General features: G+C 27.9%; 16 protein-coding genes and 1 riboswitch. Of the genes, 2 read left to right on the top strand and 14 right to left on the bottom strand.

The window, feature by feature from the left end; genetic code table 11:
- The first annotated feature begins 8 nt into the window (after nt 1-8).
- Nucleotides 9-1,013: an ABC transporter substrate-binding protein gene (locus BUA19_RS02625; protein WP_072723330.1), complete on the top strand. Its 1,005-nt coding sequence runs from the start codon at nt 9-11 to the stop codon at nt 1,011-1,013.
- 43 nt (nt 1,014-1,056) lie between these two features.
- On the opposite strand, the gene gdhA is transcribed toward BUA19_RS02625, so the two are convergent.
- From gdhA to BUA19_RS02650, 5 genes are all read right to left on the bottom strand, one after another.
- A complete protein-coding gene (gdhA, locus tag BUA19_RS02630; RefSeq protein ID WP_072723332.1) occupies nt 1,057-2,394 on the bottom strand; it encodes an NADP-specific glutamate dehydrogenase in 1,338 nt (445 codons plus the stop codon).
- A gap of 105 nt (nt 2,395-2,499) precedes the next feature.
- The gene (gene pstB, locus BUA19_RS02635; protein ID WP_072723334.1) at nt 2,500-3,255 is read right to left on the bottom strand and encodes a phosphate ABC transporter ATP-binding protein PstB; all 756 of its coding nucleotides are present in this window, start codon (nt 3,253-3,255) and stop codon (nt 2,500-2,502) included.
- A 14-nt stretch (nt 3,256-3,269) separates the two neighbouring features.
- Complete coding sequence (pstA, locus tag BUA19_RS02640) at nt 3,270-4,178, bottom strand: phosphate ABC transporter permease PstA (protein ID WP_084601906.1); 909 nt, start codon at nt 4,176-4,178, stop codon at nt 3,270-3,272.
- Nucleotides 4,178-5,053, bottom strand: a complete 876-nt coding sequence (gene pstC / locus BUA19_RS02645) for a phosphate ABC transporter permease subunit PstC (RefSeq protein WP_072723336.1) — start codon at nt 5,051-5,053, stop codon at nt 4,178-4,180. The genes pstA and pstC overlap by 1 nt, the downstream gene beginning before the upstream one ends.
- A gap of 62 nt (nt 5,054-5,115) precedes the next feature.
- Nucleotides 5,116-6,054, bottom strand: a complete 939-nt coding sequence (locus BUA19_RS02650; protein ID WP_072723338.1) for a PstS family phosphate ABC transporter substrate-binding protein — start codon at nt 6,052-6,054, stop codon at nt 5,116-5,118.
- A gap of 207 nt (nt 6,055-6,261) precedes the next feature.
- Between BUA19_RS02650 and typA the strand changes: the two genes are divergently transcribed.
- Nucleotides 6,262-8,082: a translational GTPase TypA gene (gene typA, locus BUA19_RS02655; RefSeq protein WP_072723340.1), complete on the top strand. Its 1,821-nt coding sequence runs from the start codon at nt 6,262-6,264 to the stop codon at nt 8,080-8,082.
- A gap of 23 nt (nt 8,083-8,105) precedes the next feature.
- Here typA and BUA19_RS02660 read toward each other — a convergent pair whose 3' ends face one another.
- The 9 genes from BUA19_RS02660 to BUA19_RS02700 form a co-directional block, all read right to left on the bottom strand.
- The gene (locus tag BUA19_RS02660) at nt 8,106-9,353 is read right to left on the bottom strand and encodes a dicarboxylate/amino acid:cation symporter (RefSeq protein ID WP_072723343.1); all 1,248 of its coding nucleotides are present in this window, start codon (nt 9,351-9,353) and stop codon (nt 8,106-8,108) included.
- A gap of 172 nt (nt 9,354-9,525) precedes the next feature.
- Nucleotides 9,526-10,359 (bottom strand): response regulator, encoded by an 834-nt coding sequence (locus BUA19_RS02665; protein ID WP_072723344.1) that lies wholly within the window; start codon nt 10,357-10,359, stop codon nt 9,526-9,528.
- Between the two features lie 2 nt (nt 10,360-10,361).
- On the bottom strand, nt 10,362-11,630 hold the full coding sequence (locus BUA19_RS02670; RefSeq protein ID WP_072723346.1) for a sensor histidine kinase: 1,269 nt from the start codon (nt 11,628-11,630) through the stop codon (nt 10,362-10,364).
- Between the two features lie 9 nt (nt 11,631-11,639).
- Nucleotides 11,640-12,740 carry an HD-GYP domain-containing protein gene (locus BUA19_RS02675; RefSeq protein ID WP_072723348.1) on the bottom strand — a complete coding sequence of 367 codons (1,101 nt, stop codon included), beginning with the start codon at nt 12,738-12,740 and terminating at the stop codon, nt 11,640-11,642.
- A 112-nt stretch (nt 12,741-12,852) separates the two neighbouring features.
- Nucleotides 12,853-14,637, bottom strand: coding sequence for an oligoendopeptidase F (gene pepF / locus BUA19_RS02680; RefSeq protein WP_072723349.1), 1,785 nt, complete (start codon nt 14,635-14,637; stop codon nt 12,853-12,855).
- Between the two features lie 14 nt (nt 14,638-14,651).
- Complete coding sequence (locus BUA19_RS02685) at nt 14,652-15,491, bottom strand: DegV family protein (protein WP_072723351.1); 840 nt, start codon at nt 15,489-15,491, stop codon at nt 14,652-14,654.
- A gap of 83 nt (nt 15,492-15,574) precedes the next feature.
- Nucleotides 15,575-16,234: an MgtC/SapB family protein gene (locus BUA19_RS02690; protein ID WP_072723353.1), complete on the bottom strand. Its 660-nt coding sequence runs from the start codon at nt 16,232-16,234 to the stop codon at nt 15,575-15,577.
- A 219-nt stretch (nt 16,235-16,453) separates the two neighbouring features.
- Nucleotides 16,454-16,635, bottom strand: a riboswitch (cobalamin riboswitch).
- Nucleotides 16,636-16,706: 71 nt separating this feature from the next.
- Entirely contained in the window at nt 16,707-17,540 is an 834-nt protein-coding gene (locus tag BUA19_RS02695; protein WP_072723355.1) for a mechanosensitive ion channel family protein, read from the bottom strand.
- Nucleotides 17,541-17,666: 126 nt separating this feature from the next.
- Complete coding sequence (locus BUA19_RS02700) at nt 17,667-17,831, bottom strand: aspartyl-phosphate phosphatase Spo0E family protein (protein WP_072723357.1); 165 nt, start codon at nt 17,829-17,831, stop codon at nt 17,667-17,669.
- Nucleotides 17,832-17,932: the final 101 nt, after the last annotated feature.

Below are 17,932 nucleotides of genomic sequence, written 5' to 3' on the forward strand. Positions count from 1 at the left end.
GTCATTATATGAAACTTCATAAAAAAATCATCTTAATATTATCATCTATTATAATACTATTGCTCATAGTCAATGGATGTTCTAATAAAAAATCAACTAAAGTAACCCTTGCAGAAGTTACTCATTCTATATTTTATGCTCCTCAATACGTAGCTTTAACAGAAGGATTTTTCGAAGAAGAAGGATTAGATGTTGAAATTATAAACACTAAAGGAGCAGATAAAACAATGGCTGCTCTTCTTTCAAACGAAGCAGACATAGGATTTATGGGACCCGAAGCATCTATATACGTTTATAATCAAGGGAAAAAAGACTATGCTATAAATTTTGCACAACTCACTCAAAGAGACGGTAGTTTTTTAATAGGAAGAGAGAAAGATGACACTTTTACATTTAATAAACTAAAAGGCAAAACCATAATAGGTGGAAGAAAAGGCGGCGTTCCAGAAATGACTTTAGAGTATGTACTCAAAAAAAACGGCCTTAAAATCGGAAAAGATGTTACAGTTAGAACTGATATTCAATTTTCTGTTATGGCAGGAGCATTCACCAATGGCGAAGGAGATTATGTCGCATTATTTGAACCTGTAGCTACTTCTCTAGAAAAAGAAGGTAAAGGCTATATAGTATTATCTATCGGCAAAGAATCAGGATATATTCCATATACATGTTACTCTGCTAAAAAATCATATATTGAAAATAATCCTGACATAATTCAAAAGTTCACTAATGCTATATACAAAGGTCAACTTTGGGTACAAAATCACTCTGAAAAAGAAATTGCTAAATCTATATCTTCACAATTTCCTGATACAGATATAAATACTTTATCTGCTGTTATACGAAGATATAAATCCCAAGATACTTGGGCTAAAGATCCAATATTAAAAGAAGATAGTCTAAACCATCTCATGGATATAATAAAACTCGCTGGAGAATTAGATAAAAAAGCCCCTTATGAAAAAATAGTTACAACACAATTTGCAAAAAAATCCGTAGAAAATATTAAGTAATTATAAATAAGCTGTTGACATTAGCCAACAGCTTATTTATATATTAAACTAACCCTTGAGCCATCATAGCATCAGCAACTTTTAAGAAACCAGCTATATTTGCACCAGCTACATAATTTCCTTCCATTCCATATTCTTTAGCTGCATCTTTAGCTGTTTTAAATATATTCACCATTATTTCATGTAGTTTTTTATCAACTTCTTCAAAAGTCCAAGATAATCTCATACTATTTTGAGACATTTCAAGAGCAGAAGTTGCAACACCACCAGCGTTAGCAGCTTTAGCTGGAGCTACAAGTATTCCTTTATCTAAGAAAATATTTAACGCTTCATTTGTACAAGGCATATTAGCTCCTTCTCCTATAGCTATTACTCCATTTTCTATTAGTTGATTAGCATGTTCAACATCTATATCATTTTGAGTAGCACAAGGAAGTGCTATATCACATTTAACTGTCCAAATTCCTTTTTGTCCATCAAAATATTTAGCATTTGGATGATCCTTAACATACTCTTTAATTCTCTTTCTTTCAACTTCTTTAATTCTCTTAATAGTGTCAAGCTTAATACCTTCTTCATCTATAATATATCCTGTAGAATCACACATAGCTATTACTTTAGCTCCTAAAGATTGAGCTTTTTCACAAGCATATATAGCAACATTTCCTGAACCTGATATTACTACTGTTTTACCATCAAAACTATGTCCATGCTCTTTAAGCATTTCTTGAGTAAAGTAAACAAGACCATATCCTGTAGCTTCTTTTCTAACAAGCGATCCACCATATGTAAGTCCTTTACCAGTAAGTACTCCTGCTTCATAGGCATTTTTTATTCTCTTGTATTGCCCATATAAATATCCTATTTCTCTTCCTCCAACTCCAATATCTCCAGCTGGAACATCTATATCTTGTCCTATATGTCTATAAAGTTCTGTCATAAAACTTTGACAAAATCTCATTATTTCAGCATCTGATTTTCCCTTTGGATCAAAATCAGATCCTCCTTTACCTCCACCTATCGGAAGTCCTGTTAATGAATTTTTTAGTATTTGTTCAAATCCCAAAAATTTTATAATTCCAAGATATACTGATGGATGGAATCTTAATCCTCCTTTATAAGGCCCTATCGCACTATTAAATTGAACTCTAAATCCTCTATTTACTTGAACTTTACCATTATCATCTACCCACGGTACTCTAAACATAATTTGTCTTTCAGGTTCAACAAATCTCTCTAAAAGTCCTGATTCTACATATTCAGGATGTTTTTCTAAAACTGGCTCTAAAGAATGTAAAACTTCTTCTACTGCTTGATGAAATTCTACTTCACCAGGATTTCTTTTTTTAACTTGTTCTAAAACGTTTTCCACAACTGACATATTCAATCATCCCCCATGTTAAATTTTTAAGTGTATAATTATATATACCCTTTATCTATAATTATACAACTTATGGAATATTTTTCAACCAGCTTTTTAACAATCCTAACCAAACTTTCCTATTATGTAATCGTTAGTTCTTTTGTCCTTTGGATTAGCAAATATTTTGTTTGTCTCTCCAAATTCAATCAACTCTCCCAGTAAAAAAAATGCGGTATTATCAGATATTCTAGCTGCTTGTTGCATTGAATGAGTAACTATTACTATAGTATAATCCTTCTTTAATTCCTGTATTAAATTTTCTACTCTAGATGTTGCTATAGGATCTAATGCTGATGTTGGCTCATCCATTAAAATTACTTCCGGCTCCATGGCAATAGCTCTTGCAATACACAACCTCTGTTGTTGTCCCCCTGATAAACTATATGCAGATTTATTCAACCTATCTTTTACTTCATCCCATAACGCTGCTCCACGAAGACTTTTTTCAACAATCTCATCTAATTTCTTTTTATCTTTAACTCCTTGTTTTTTAAGTCCATACACAACATTTTCATATATAGATTTTGGAAAAGGATTTGGTTTTTGAAAAACCATTCCAACTCTTTTTCTTAATTCTTCTACCTGCATAGAATTTGAATATATATCTTCTCCATCTAGTAAAATCTCTCCATCTAATTTTGTTCCTTCAACTAAATCATTCATTCTATTAAGAGTTCTCAAAAATGTAGATTTACCACAACCTGATGGTCCTATAAAAGCAGTTACTTTATTTTCTTCTATATCTATACTTATATTCTTTAAAGCTCTAAAGTTTCCATAATAAAAATTTAAATTACTTATTTTCATTTTAACAAACATATTATCTCCCCCTACTATTTTATTCTATCTTGATACTTATTTCTTAATAAAATCGCTATTAAATTTATAAATACTAAAACTATAAGTAAAACTATTATCCCTGCAGATGCAACATTTTGAAATTCAACCTGAGGTTTTGATACCCAATTATATATTTGAAGAGGCAAAGTTGTAAATTCATCAAATATCCCTTTTGGAGAAAACCAAATTCCAGCTGCTCCTCCAACAATTACAAGTGGTGCTACTTCTCCTATAGCTCTTGATAATGCAAGTATTGTACCCGTTAATATTCCAGGCATAGCATAAGGTATAATAACTCCTATTATTGTATCCCATTTAGTAGCCCCCAACGCAAAAGAAGCTTCTTTTAACTCCTTTGGTACCGTTTTTAAAGCTTCCTGAGATGAAACTATTATTATTGGAAGTATCAAAAGAGCCATAGTTAAAGATGCAGATAAAATACTTCTCCCCAAATTAAAATATCTAACAAACAAAGAAAGTCCTAATATTCCATACACTACAGATGGTACTCCTGCTAAATTACTTATATTAACTTGTATTAAATTTGTAAATTTATTTTTAGGCGCATATTCTTCTATATATATAGCTGTCCCAAGCCCTAAAGGAAATGCAATAAAAATTGTCAATATATTTATCCATAAAGTTCCAAGTATAGCTGCTCTTATTCCTGATTTACTAGCAATCCTAGATGTGTAATTTAAAAAGAAATCAATATTAACATGAGATATTCCCCTCTTAAACACACCATAAAAAAGAAAAATTAACATTATTATACTAAACGATATAGATACTAATAATACAAAGTGGAAAATTTCATTTATAAATTTTCTCTTTCTTAAATTTCCTACATCACAAAATTCCTTACTAATTAATTTTTTATTTTTTAAATTTATAACATCCATCAAAATTCCTCCCTAAATTTATTGGCAATATATCTAGATAATACATTCATAAGCAATGTAATAATAAACAAAAGCATAGCAACTACAAATAAAGTTTGAGCTTCTATTGTTCCTTTTGCTGTATCTCCTTGACTTACTTGAACTATAAATCCTGTCATAGTTTGAATACTTTCAAGTGGATTTAAAGTAAACTTTGGAGTTGACCCGGCAGCAAGAGCAACTATCATTGTTTCCCCTATTGCTCTTGATATAGCTAAAATAAAAGACGATATTATTCCCGATATAGATGCAGGTAAAATCACCCCAAATACAACTTCAAATTTTGTAAGCCCAAGAGCATAAGCACCTTCTCTTAAACTTTTAGGAACTGCCTGCATAGAATCCTCACTTAAAGACAATACCGTTGGAATAGTCATTATGCCTACAGCTACAGCAGCACTTAATGCATTATAAATATTCGTTTGAGGTATTAATTTTTGAAGTATAGGAGTTAAAAAATTAAGTGCAAAAAAACCATAAACTATAGAAGGTATTCCTGCTAATATTTCTAAAATAGGTTTAACTACTTTTCTAACTTTTTTATTTGAATATTCACTCAAATAAATAGCACTTAAAATTCCTATTGGTATAGAAATTATAGACGAAAAAAATACTATCAAAAAAGTTCCACAAACTAATGGCAATACTCCAAAATGCTGAGGTTTTAAAAGCGGAGTCCACTGTTTTTTTGTGAAAAACTCCACTAAAGATACATGAGTAAAAAACAATGCACTTTCTTTAATCAAAATTAAAAATATATTAACAGTTATAATTATAGATACAATTCCAAAAACAAATAGAATGTACCTTATCACTTTCTCTTTTAAACTCTTCATACTCCATTCCTCCAAATTATAATAATAAAGAGCCCAGCTGGAGCTCTTGTATTTAATAAAAATTATTCCATTTCAGAAAGTTGATTATCATACTCAGATTGCGGCAATTTAACATATCCAACTTCCGAAATTAATTCTTTTCCTTCTGTCAAATAATATTTTACAAACTTATTAACTTCTGGTTTCTGCAAAGACTCTTTATTTACGTATATAAATAGCGGTCTTGAAAGAGGTTCATACTTCCCATTTTCTATTGTTTGAGCATTAGGTTCAATAGGTCCATTTCCCGAATCTATTGGAACTACTTTCAGCTTATCTTTATTTTCTATATAATATGCATATCCAAAAAATCCTAAAGAGTATTTATCTCCCGATATGCCATTTACTAAAACATTGTCATCTTCACTCGCAGTATAATCAACCCTTATTGCCCCAGCTTCTCCATTTATTTCTTCTGTAAAATAATCAAATGTTCCAGAATCACTTCCTGGTCCATAAAGTTTTATAGGTTCAGCCGGCCATTCCTCTCTTACATCTTTCCACGTTTTAACATTACTATTTGGTTTCCATATTTTATTAAGTTCTTCTATAGTCAAATAATCTACAAAATCATTGTCTTTATTTACTACTACAGAAAGTCCATCATATGCAATTTTAAATTCCAAATAATCAATCCCTACATCTTGTGCTTTTTTAAGTTCTTTATCTTTTATAGGCCTTGATGCATCATTTATATCAGTTTCTTTTGCTAAAAACTTCTCAAATCCACCTCCTGTACCCGAGAAATTCACTGTAACTTTTACACCTTGATTTTTCTTTTGAAATTCTTCAGCAACAGCCTCACTTATTGGATATACAGTACTAGACCCATCTATTACTATTGTTTTGCTTAATTTTTCCTGAGAATCTTCAGTTTTCATTCCACATCCTACTAAAATCCAAACCGATAAAACCCCTATTAATCCCAAAGAAAAAATTTTTTTGATACTACAAGTTATCATACCCATTCTCCCTTCAATTTTTTATATGTAACTTTAATACATATCTAGAATACTATTTATTTGTTATAAAAATATTAATTATTTGTTATGTATTAATTAAATTTATTAAATAATTGTTAAATTATTATTTTTAAAAATAACATTTGATTATTTATGCAATCAGGTGTAAAATATAAGAATGCAATTTTTAAAGAAAGGAAGTTTTTTATGTCAAAAAAACAAGAAATAATAAATATAGCAGTTATAGCTCACGTAGATGCAGGAAAATCTACTTTGGTAGATGCTTTTTTAAGCCAAAGTGGAGTTTTTAGAGAAAACCAAGAAGTAGTAGAATGTGTAATGGATAGCAATGATTTAGAAAGAGAAAGAGGTATAACTATATACTCAAAGAACTGTTCTATACAGTATAAAGGGGTAAAAATAAATATCGTCGATACACCTGGACACTCTGATTTTTCTTCTGAAGTTGAAAGAGTTATAAAAACTGTAGATACTGTAATTTTACTAGTCGATTCTAGCGAAGGCCCTATGCCTCAAACTAGATTTGTTCTTCAAAAATCTTTAGAGTTAGGCTTAAAACCAATTTTATTTATAAATAAAATTGATAAAAAAGATCAAAGAGCTGAAGAAGTAGTAGATATGGTATTTGACTTATTTGTCGATTTAAATGCTACCGATGAACAATTAGATTTTCCAATTATATATGGTATAGCAAAAGATGGAATTGCAAAAAAAGAACTAGAAGATGAAAGCAATGACTTATCTCCTTTATTTGAAACAATACTTAATCACGTAAATGTATATCCCGATTATGACAATGAACCTCTTCAAATGCAAATATCCGCACTTGCTTACGATGATTATATTGGAAGATTAGGTATAGGAAGAATATATAAAGGCACTCTTAAAAACGGTCAAACAGTTTCTATTTCAAAAAGAAATGGATCTATTGAAAAAGGTAAAATATCTAAACTTTTTGTATATGAAGGTTTAAAACAAGTTCCAAAAAATGAAGCAAAAAGTGGAGATATTGTGGTTATTGCAGGTATATCCGATATATCAATAGGAGAAACAGTTTGTAATGAAGACAATGTAATTCCTATGGAAATGATAAAAATAGAAGAACCTACTTTATCTATGAACTTTTTAGTTAATGATTCTCCTTTTGCTGGACAAAGTGGAAAATTTTTAACTACAAGACATCTAAAAGATAGACTTGAAAAAGAACTTGAAGTAAATATAGGTCTTAAAGTAGAACCACTAGATACTACTGATGGATACAAAGTTTCAGGTAGAGGTGAACTTCATTTATCTATACTTATTGAAAATATGAGAAGAGAAGGATATGAACTTTCAGTCTCTAAACCTGAGGTCTTAATGCATAGAGAAAACGGAAAATTAGTAGAACCAGTTGAACGAGTTATTATAAATGTTCCCGATGAATATTCTGGAACTGTAATATCTAAGCTTAATTTGAGAAAAGGAATTATGCAAAGCATGGAATCTGAAAATAATTACACAAAACTCGAATATATCGTTCCAACTAGAGGTTTAATTGGATATAGAAGTGAATTTATAAACGATACTCGAGGAGAAGGAACTATTGTACGTTCTTTCGAAAGATTTGAAGAATATAAAGGTGAAATACCTCAAAGATCAAATGGAGTTTTAATATCTCAAAACAAAGGAACTGCCATGGCTTATTCTTTATTCAATTTAAGTGAAAGAGCTACTATGTTTATAAAGCCAGGTACTGAAGTTTATGAAGGTATGATTATAGGAATGAATTCTAGGAAAGAAGATATGGTAGTTAATCCATGTAAAAATAAAAAATTAACTAATACAAGAGCATCAGGTTCTGATGATGCTATAAAATTAACTCCTCCTAAAACATTTACTTTAGAAGAAGCATTAGAATTTATAACCGATGATGAACTTGTAGAAATAACTCCAGATTCTATAAGACTTAGAAAAAAAATATTAAACGAAAATGATAGAATTAAATACAAAAATAGAAACAAAAAATAAAGGGTGTAAAATTCACCCTTTTTTTAATTTGAATAATACATATTTTCATCAAATTCTCCTTCAGTTTTCGAAACAACTATTGTACAAACTGAATCTCCTGTTATATTTATAACTGTTCTACACATATCAAGTATTCTATCTATACCTATAATTAAAGCAATTCCTTCAACAGGAAGTCCTACAGATTGAAGAACCATAGATAATGTTATCATTCCAACCCCTGGAACTCCAGCAGTTCCAACAGAAGCAAGAGTTGCCGTAAGTATTATAGTTAAAAATGCCTGCATAGATAAATCTATTCCATAAACTTGAGATATAAATATCGCTGCAACCCCTTGCATTATAGCCGTACCATCCATATTTATAGTAGCTCCAAGAGGAATTGTAAACGATGCAATATTCTTTGACACTCCCATATTCTCTACCGCTTCAATTGTAACCGGAAGAGTTGCATTACTAGATGAAGTTGAAAAAGCAACCCCAGCTACAGGTAAAAACTTCTTAAAAAATACCATAGGATTTAACTTTCCAACTGTACTTAATATTCCCATATAAGTCAATAATGCATGAATTATCAACGTGAGCACTACAGCAATCATATACTTAATAAGCGAACCCATAGCTTCAAACCCAACTGTTGCAAAAGTCTTAGTAATCAATGCAAATACTCCAAATGGTGCAAATTCCATAACTACCATTACCATTTTCATAACTATCTCATTTAAAGAATTAAATATTTGAATAACTGGATTTGCCTTTTCTCCAACGAGAGCCATGCTTATACCCATTAAAAGAGAAAATACTATAATTTGAAGCATTGATCCGTTTGCCATGGAAGCTATCGGATTTGTAGGTACCATATCTATTATAACATCAACTAATGCCTTACCCTCTCCTATTGTAGGTTTTTGTTTTATTATATAAGACAAATCTAGTCCAATCCCTGGATTTATAATTTTACCTACTACTAAAGCAAGACTTATTGCTATAGCAGTTGTCAAAACATAAAATCCTAAAGTTTTTACTCCTACTCTTCCTAACTTCTTAACATCGCCAATAGAAGAAGCCCCACAAACTAGCGATATAAATACCAACGGAACTACCAGCATTTTAATAGCATTTATAAATACACTTCCTACAACCTTAAAAATACCATTTATCAAAACAACATCTTTAAAATACCCAGAAGGCATTCTATTTAAAATTATTCCAAGCACAAGACCTAATAAAAGTCCTATAAAAATCTTACTTGTAAGACTTAATTTTTTCATATCTTCCCCTCCTTATTTTCCATCAAATACTAAATTTTGTTTTATAATATATTTAATACATATTTTTTATTATTTGTATTTACAGTTTTATTTTACACGGAAGATACAAAAAAATACTGAAATATTCAAAATAATACTCTGCAATTTTCAAGAAATTGCAATTTAATATAATCTATATTTCATTTTGTATAAGTAATCCTTCAATAAACTTTTTCACACTTATCTTTCCACCAGCAGCATTCTTCCCTCTCATATAATCCATTTCAGCTTTCACGTCTTCAAAATTAAACAGAGAATTTGAATATGTCAAAAAATCATCATTCATATAATCTTCTATACCTAAACTCGATATATTACTTAAAGCTTTATTTATAGCTCTTCTTATTCTCTGTTCCATAGCCTTTGGATTATCACTTAATATTTTGCAAATTTCACTTATCTTGTAATTTAAATTCTTTTCACCTTTACTAATTAAATACTCACATACCATCATTATATCTTTACTTCCCATTTCACCTGCTATCCCAAGTTTTGACAATATAAATCTTATATTTGAAATATTCGAATCATTTCTTGCATTATACTTACTTAAATTCAATTCCGAAAACATATTCTTAATACTAATCAAGGTTTTACCCATTTCAATCTTCTCTTTGACATTGTTAATAACCCCGACTACTTCTATTATATTTATAGGCTTATTTATAAAAAACTCTATACCTTGCATATATGCTTTAGCTATCATATCTTTAGAAGAAACTTGAGATATCATTATAAATTTAATATCTTCTCTTATTTCCTTAATTTCTTTAACAATATCTATTCCATCTTTTTCTGGCATTAACAAATCAATTATAACTATATCAGGTTTTTTGAGAATAATATCTTGTACACATTTCTCTCCACCTAAAGAGTAGCCTATAACTTCTCCCAAATTTTTATCTTCTATTATATTTTCTAATATTCTTATTATACTAATATCATCATCAACTACATAAAACTTCAAAATCATTCCCCCTCCAAATTGTACTTTGGTATTATAATTTCAAAAACAGTTCCAATTTTGTACTTAGAAATTACATTTATTTCTCCACAAAAATGATTTTCAACCATTTCCTTTACTATTGTAAGTCCTATTCCTCTATTAATATCTCCTGTATTAATATCAAATTTTGTCGAAAATCCAGGTTTAAATATGTATTCCTTATCTCTATCTTTTATACCTTTTCCATTATCACATATTCTAAACACATGATTATTTGAAGAAATAAAATGACTAACTTCTATAATTCCCTTACGTTCCAATCCATCTATTGCTTCAATTGAATTATTTATTAAATTTCTAAGTATTGATATTAACATATAATGATCTTTAACTTGTATATCTACATCATTTTTAAACACGATATCTATATCTTTTCCACTAGAATTTATAAACTTTTTAGTACTATCTTCCAATATATTAAATATATAATTTAAACTCATTTTTTTATAATTTGATTTAATATTTGTAAATTCTTCTATCCCCTTTATAACTCTAACATAATCTTTTTTAATTTCATGAATATCTTTTGTTATAGAAAGAGACAACTCTTTTATATTATCCTGTATATTAATATTATTCAATATTTCGTATAATTTAAATGATTTTGTCATAACATCTTCTATATTATCCATATTTTTATTCATAAAATATACTTCCGATTTCAAACTAGATATTAAAAAAATTAACTTTCTATACCTTTCTTCATGTTCTTCTTTTTCTAACAAAATATTATATTTTTTTATTATATTCAAAACTACTAAAATCAATATAGACCTAAACAAAGCAACTGCAGCTAAAATTTTAATAATAATATATATATCGCTATTTAACTTATTATTAATTCTAAATAATATCTCACATGTATTAGATATAAAATCACATGTCCACAAACTTGCAAATATTACATATATATTTTTTTTATTTCCTATATTAAAAATCTTAAATAAAACCCCATACAATAAATAAAAAATAACGACAGGATAATTCGCAACAAAAGACTTATATAAATTTAAATTTATAATAGAATACACCAAAACTCTAAACAAAAACACTATAGCAGATGTAACAACAGAAGCTTTTATTATGTCTATTTTCTCAAAAAGAATTAAAAATAAGGAGAAAAATATAACAGCAACAGATATCCTAAAATCACTTATAAACAAATTTACATATATTTGAGATACAAAAGATACAGTAAAAGCTATTACTAAAATTTTTTTAAAGCATTTCATTTTATCACCCTAATTTAAAGCTATATTTTCTAATTGTTTCTCTATAAATAAAGTCTTTTCTTCCATCAAATCCAAAAATATATTTTTATGAGATACAAATCTTCCTTTTTTATCTACCAAAAGCTTTACAACAGGCCTATCTAGCATACACTTATTTTGAGAATACACTATAGCTTTTGACCCATCAGACAACTTCACTATAGAACCTTCTTTAAATTTAACAACTCTCGATAAAAAAAGTTTAACTATTTCAAAATCAAATTCATTATAACCCAAACTATATATATATTCTGAAGCAGCATAAACAGTCATTGCTTTTCTATAAACTCTATCAGTTGTTAAAGCATCAAATACATCTGCTATAGAACAAATTCTCGCCAATATATATATAGCTTCTCCACTAAGTTGATTAGGATAACCAGTTCCATTCCATTTTTCATGATGTTGAAGTATAATTTGTTTGCTAATAGAAGAAATTTCTTCTCCATAATTATCATTTATATACCTATATCCAAGTTCAGGATGTTTTTCTATCTCTTTTCTCTCATCTGCAGTAAGCTTTGATGGCTTATTTAAAATACGAGAATCTATAAAAGTTTTTCCTATATCATGAAGCAAAGCTCCTAAAGCCAATTTTTGAAGCTTTATTTTATCATACTTCAAAAGTATTCCAATATAAATACAAGATACTGTTACATTTAAACTATGTTCATAAAGATAATCATCTACTATTCTCAATTGGTTTACATTATAAGAAATATCTCTATTTGATGTTAATATATCTAAAAGCTCTGACACTGTATTATTTATAATAGTCATATTAAGCCCTATATTTTTTCCCTTTTTTATTGTATTAAACTGATCTTTTATAATCTGTTTAGCTTCTATAAATTTTTCATTGGGAATAATTTCATTTATTTCTATACCTTCAGATATTTCATCTACTACATAAATATAGTTTATTCCCTTTAAAATTAATTGTTTTATATAATTTTCATTTAACTTCACTTTATCTTGAAGCAACAATAAACCATCACAATATATAGGTCTCCCTACATAATATTCATATTTTTTAACATCTATATAATTTATATTTACAAGTCTCAACATTATCACCTCTTATACTATACTATTCTTATACACCAAAAAAATAAATAGGATAAAAGCACCTAAAAAAAAGTCCCAATATTAAAAATATCAGGACTTTCCTCAACAATTAAAATTATTTTTCTTTTTCTAAATCATCAACTAAATTTTTAAATTTATCTAGAGCTATTTGAATTGAATTTTCATCTTCCATATCTACCCCAGCTTTTTTTAGTTGATTTAAAGGATAATCAGAACCTCCACTTTTTAAAAACTCTAAATATTTTTCAACAACTCCTTTTCCTTTATTCAATATTTTATAACTCAAAGTAGAAGCAGCTGAAAAACCAGTAGCATATTTATATACATAAAAATTAGAATAAAAATGAGGTACCCTCGCCCACTCTAAAGAAATATCTCTATCAACACAAGTATCTTTTCCATAATACTTTAAATTTAAGTTATAGTAAATATCACAATACTCATCACTAGTTAACGCTTCACCTTTTTCATATTTTTCATGAATAATTTTTTCAAATTCAGCAAACATAGTTTGTCTATATACTGTAGTTCTAAATTGTTCTAAATAATAATTTAAAAGGTACAATTTTTCTTCTCTACTCTTAGCATTATTCAACATATAATCCATCAATAATTGTTCATTTAAAGTAGAAGCAACTTCAGCTACAAATATTTTATAATGCGAATATATATACGGCTGATTTTTTCTCGAATAATAACTATGCAGAGAATGTCCAAGTTCATGAACTAAAGTAAATAAAGAATTCAAATCATCTTTATAATTTAACAATATAAAAGGATGAGAATCATAACTTCCCCAAGAATAAGCTCCTCCTTTTTTACCTTCATTTTCATAAACATCTATCCATCTTTCATCAAATGCCTTTTTAACTATGCTTAAATAATCATCTCCTAAAGGCTTTAAAGCATTTAATATTATATCTTTAGCTTCTTCATATTTTATATTCATATCTAATTCTGAAACTAAAGGAGCATATAAATCATACATATGAAGCTCTTTAATATTCAAAAATTCCTTTTTCAATTTTAAATACTTATACATTGGCTCTAAATTTTTTGTTACAACTTTTATTAAATTATCATACACTTTTAAATTTATATTGTCTTCAAACAAAGAAGCTTCTATAGCAGAATTATAATTTCTAGCTTTTGAATAAAAAATCTCCCTTTTTACACTTCCCGATAATGTCGAAGCAAACGTATTTATATATTTTCCATACGTTTCATATACAGATTTAAAAGCACTTTTTCTTATATCTCTATTTTTACTCTGTAAAAACTTAGAAAAATTTGCATGAGTAATTCTTATTTTATTTCCTTGTTCATCTTCTATTTCTGGAAATTTAATATCCGCAAAAGACAACATTTCAAATGTATTTTCAGCTGTATTAGCAATATCAGAAGATAGCGCAAGCAATTCTTCCTCTCTTTGAGATAATGTATATGGCTTCTTTCTTAATATTTCATCTATAAATTTTTTATAGTATTTTAATTTTTCATCTTCCATATATTTATTCATATCTTCTTCTTTAATTGAAATTATTTCTGGAACTATAAAAGAAGTTACTGTAGATATTTCAGTTGAAAGCATTTCTGATTTACCAGATAGAGCTTGATTTTTATTATTTCTAGTATCTTCATGTTGCTTCATATGAGTATACACATATATATTTTCAGATATTCTTAATATCTTTTCATACAAGTATAAAGTGTTATATAAATTTTCTTTAGAATCTCCTAAAGTTCCTTTATATTTCTTTATCTCATTTAAAAATTTTTTTATTTCTTCAAAATCTTTATTCAATTCTTCTTCATTTGAATAAATGCTTTCTAAATCCCATTTATATTCCTCTTTAATATTACTTCTTTCTATTCCCATAATATTCCTCCTTGTTAAAAACTGATAAGCACTGCTCCAGTTGATGAATAAGTACCTATTGCAGCACCTATTTCAGATATTATTATATTTTTAAATTTATGTTTTTTATTTATTAACTCTTTTAATTTTAAAGCCTTATCCAAAGCATTAGCATGACATATTGCTAATATTTTTTCTGAAGTATTAATTCCAGCATCTTCTATAAAACCAATTAATTTATTTAAACTTTTTTTATCTCCTCTTGCTTTATCAAACACTTTAACTAATCCATCTTCTACTTTAATAATAACTTTTAAATTTAAAATTTGAACTATCTTTTCCTTAAAAGAACTTATTCTACCAGATTTTACTGCATTTTCTATAGTATCTAACACTACATAAGTAAAAGAATTTTTTATATTTTCCTCTATTTTTTTTAATATATAATCTATATCCTTTCCTTCTTTAATCAACTTAGCAACTTTTAAAACTAAAAGTCCTAACCCCATAGAAGCAGTTCTTGAATCTACAACTTCTATTCTTTTTGATTTATGTTCTTCTAAATACATATTTTTTCCTATTAAAGCATTATTATACGTACTCGATAAATCTGAAGATAATGAAATAACCAATATATTTTCTTCTTCACAATTATATTCTTTTAAAAACCTATCTGGTGATGGACTTGATGTCTTAGGAAGTTTATCAGCATTTTTAATTTTTTTATAAAACTCTTTTTTATCAATATCCACACCATCTAAATAACACTTATCCTCAAATAATATATTTAAAGGAATCACAGAGATATTATACTCTTTTATTATATTTTCCGGCAAATCACAAGAGCTGTCTGTTATCAATTTTATACTATTCAAATCAAACACATCCTTATTCATATATTTAAACTATCAATTTAATTTTAATTTTTTTGTAGAATTTTGTAAACAACAATTCTACATTATTCTTCATAATCAACCTTTATTATATCATCTATTTCTAAAATTTTTTCAATTATTCCCTTAAACGGTATTTTACTGTTATACATAACTGTTAATGTCATATTCCAAAATTTATCCTCACTTTGAGATATTTCTATATTTTTTATCACAATTCTATTTCTTTCTATTATAGAAACAACTTTAGATATCGTTTGAGATATATTCAACGTTTCAATATAAAAATTCGATGTTTTACTCAACACAACCTTTTTGTCTATAAATTTTAATATATATAAAGTTATCATCAATATAAACCAAGCCATAAAAGCTAAATAATAATATCCAAAACCTATAGCTATCCCAATACACGCCGTTACCCACATACCAGCCGCAGTCGTAAGCCCCCTAATACTATTCGATGTTTTAAGTATAGCTCCTCCACCTAAAAAACCTATTCCAGACAAAATTTGAGCAGGCATTCTAGCTGGATCTAAATTTACATATTGTACATGATCACGAAATAACATCAATGATGTAACTGAAACCACACAAGAACCAACAGATACCAGTATATGTGTTCTAAATCCTGCCCATTGATGTGATTTCTCCCTTTCTATTCCTACTGTACCTCCTATAAAAAGAGCAAGTAATAGTCTAATTATCATTTCCTTATGAATCATATGCCACCTCTTTATTCATAATTTATTTTTAATATATTACTATTTAACCCTATTGTGAATAATTTCAAAGGAAATATCTAAAACTAAAAAAAAATAGGCCCTTAAAGGCCTGGGGCGATTAAAATATATTTAGGGAAAGAAAAATGTATAAAAAAACCTGCCTCGACGTACTAGGACAGGAATAACTATCACTTTTTCCTGACCCTTCCCTCCGAAGGCTTGAAAAGTTATATACAGGCAGGTCTCCTGACTTATGATTCATCCTACTCCCTCACCTTCCCACAAGTAAACTTGCAGTGGTATAATTAGGTTTCGTCATCAAATACAGTAGCGGGGGCTGCGACGGATTCTAACCGTTCTTCCCTATTATCCAGATAAGGACCTGTATATTTTATTAACTTTCCTTAGTCTATATGATATCATAATATCAAATTAATTACAATCGTTTTCTCAAATGTATTTGTCAAAATTTTCATAAATAACTCTCATATTTTTCTGGATTGACAATAACCATTTTAGGATAAGCTATCTTAATTCCCTTTTCTTTAAACTTAATAAGGATATTTAGCCTTGCATCTTTTGATATAGTAAAATATTTAAATGCCTGAACAACACCAGTTATTGTATATTGAGCACCTACACTATCTTTATATATATCCGTTACACCATATACTTCAAATGGATTTGATGGCTCATTCATTATGTTTTTCACCAAAAATTCTTTATATTTTTCATTTAAGAAAGAACACACCTCATCTAAAGCCTGTATTACTAATCTTGGATCGGTTTCATAAGATACTTTAACATGAATTATTACCCTCATTTTTTCTCTACTATAATTAACAATAGATTTTATTTCACCATTAGGTAAACTTATTCTTTTCAAATTCCAATCTCTTATACTAATACTCCTAAGCCCTATTTCCTCAATAGTTCCCCTAAATTTTTCATTTATTAATACGAAATCTCCTACCTTCATTTGTTTTTCAAATAATATAAAAAAACCATTCAATATATCTTTTATCAAGTTTTGCAACGCAAATCCAGCTATTAAACCAAATAACCCAGCACCAGTTAAAATAGTAGTCTGATTTAAATCTATTATTCCATATTCTTTTAAAATTAATATACACGCTGTAAAAAACGATAAGTAATAAGAAATTGATATTATAATACTTCTCACTGTTTTTTCATATTGAATATCAAACCTAGTTATATCAAAAATTTTCTTAGTTATGTATTTAATAAACTTTACAAAACTATAGCATATTATAATTATTAATATGGATTTAATAAGTTTGCTCATAATGCTTTCCCCTAAATATCAATTTTTTAAAAGAGGATTTCTCAACTATTCTCACTAAAATTATTACCCAATAGACAAATTAGTATACAAAAAAAGAAACGGCAACAGTGTCCGTTTCTTTAAAAATTAAAAACGTTGTAATTTTAAATATTCATTTATAAGTTCATCTATTCTTCTACTTGTAAGTAATATTTCCTCTTTAAAAATATCTGGGTATTCTATATACCTATTAATTTCTTCTCTTAAATCCTCTATATTTTCCTTTAACATAACCAAACTGTCATTTTTCATAATTATCACCACTTAGTCAGCTATATTTAAATAATTCCCAATCACATTTTTTGAACCTCTTACGACTAAAGTCGCAAGATTCTTGGATAATCTCATCTATT

Source organism: Tepidibacter thalassicus DSM 15285 (assembly GCF_900129915.1).
Taxonomy (GTDB): domain Bacteria; phylum Bacillota; class Clostridia; order Peptostreptococcales; family Peptostreptococcaceae; genus Tepidibacter; species Tepidibacter thalassicus.

Excerpts from the sequence above, each read along its gene's own strand:
- pstC (WP_072723336.1), bottom strand. The coding sequence starts at position 5,053 with ATGAAGAGTTTAAAAGAGAAAGTGATAAGGTACATTCTATTTGTTTTT.
- pstA (WP_084601906.1), bottom strand. The coding sequence starts at position 4,178 with ATGGATGTTATAAATTTAAAAAATAAAAAATTAATTAGTAAGGAATTT.
- BUA19_RS02695 (WP_072723355.1), bottom strand. The coding sequence starts at position 17,540 with ATGAGCAAACTTATTAAATCCATATTAATAATTATAATATGCTATAGT.
- typA (WP_072723340.1), top strand. The coding sequence starts at position 6,262 with ATGTCAAAAAAACAAGAAATAATAAATATAGCAGTTATAGCTCACGTA.
- BUA19_RS02670 (WP_072723346.1), bottom strand. The coding sequence starts at position 11,630 with ATGAAATGCTTTAAAAAAATTTTAGTAATAGCTTTTACTGTATCTTTT.
- BUA19_RS02660 (WP_072723343.1), bottom strand. The coding sequence starts at position 9,353 with ATGAAAAAATTAAGTCTTACAAGTAAGATTTTTATAGGACTTTTATTA.
- BUA19_RS02690 (WP_072723353.1), bottom strand. The coding sequence starts at position 16,234 with ATGATTCATAAGGAAATGATAATTAGACTATTACTTGCTCTTTTTATA.
- pepF (WP_072723349.1), bottom strand. The coding sequence starts at position 14,637 with ATGGGAATAGAAAGAAGTAATATTAAAGAGGAATATAAATGGGATTTA.
- BUA19_RS02700 (WP_072723357.1), bottom strand. The coding sequence starts at position 17,831 with ATGAAAAATGACAGTTTGGTTATGTTAAAGGAAAATATAGAGGATTTA.
- BUA19_RS02650 (WP_072723338.1), bottom strand. The coding sequence starts at position 6,054 with ATGATAACTTGTAGTATCAAAAAAATTTTTTCTTTGGGATTAATAGGG.
- BUA19_RS02625 (WP_072723330.1), top strand. The coding sequence starts at position 9 with ATGAAACTTCATAAAAAAATCATCTTAATATTATCATCTATTATAATA.
- gdhA (WP_072723332.1), bottom strand. The coding sequence starts at position 2,394 with ATGTCAGTTGTGGAAAACGTTTTAGAACAAGTTAAAAAAAGAAATCCT.
- pstB (WP_072723334.1), bottom strand. The coding sequence starts at position 3,255 with ATGTTTGTTAAAATGAAAATAAGTAATTTAAATTTTTATTATGGAAAC.
- BUA19_RS02675 (WP_072723348.1), bottom strand. The coding sequence starts at position 12,740 with ATGTTGAGACTTGTAAATATAAATTATATAGATGTTAAAAAATATGAA.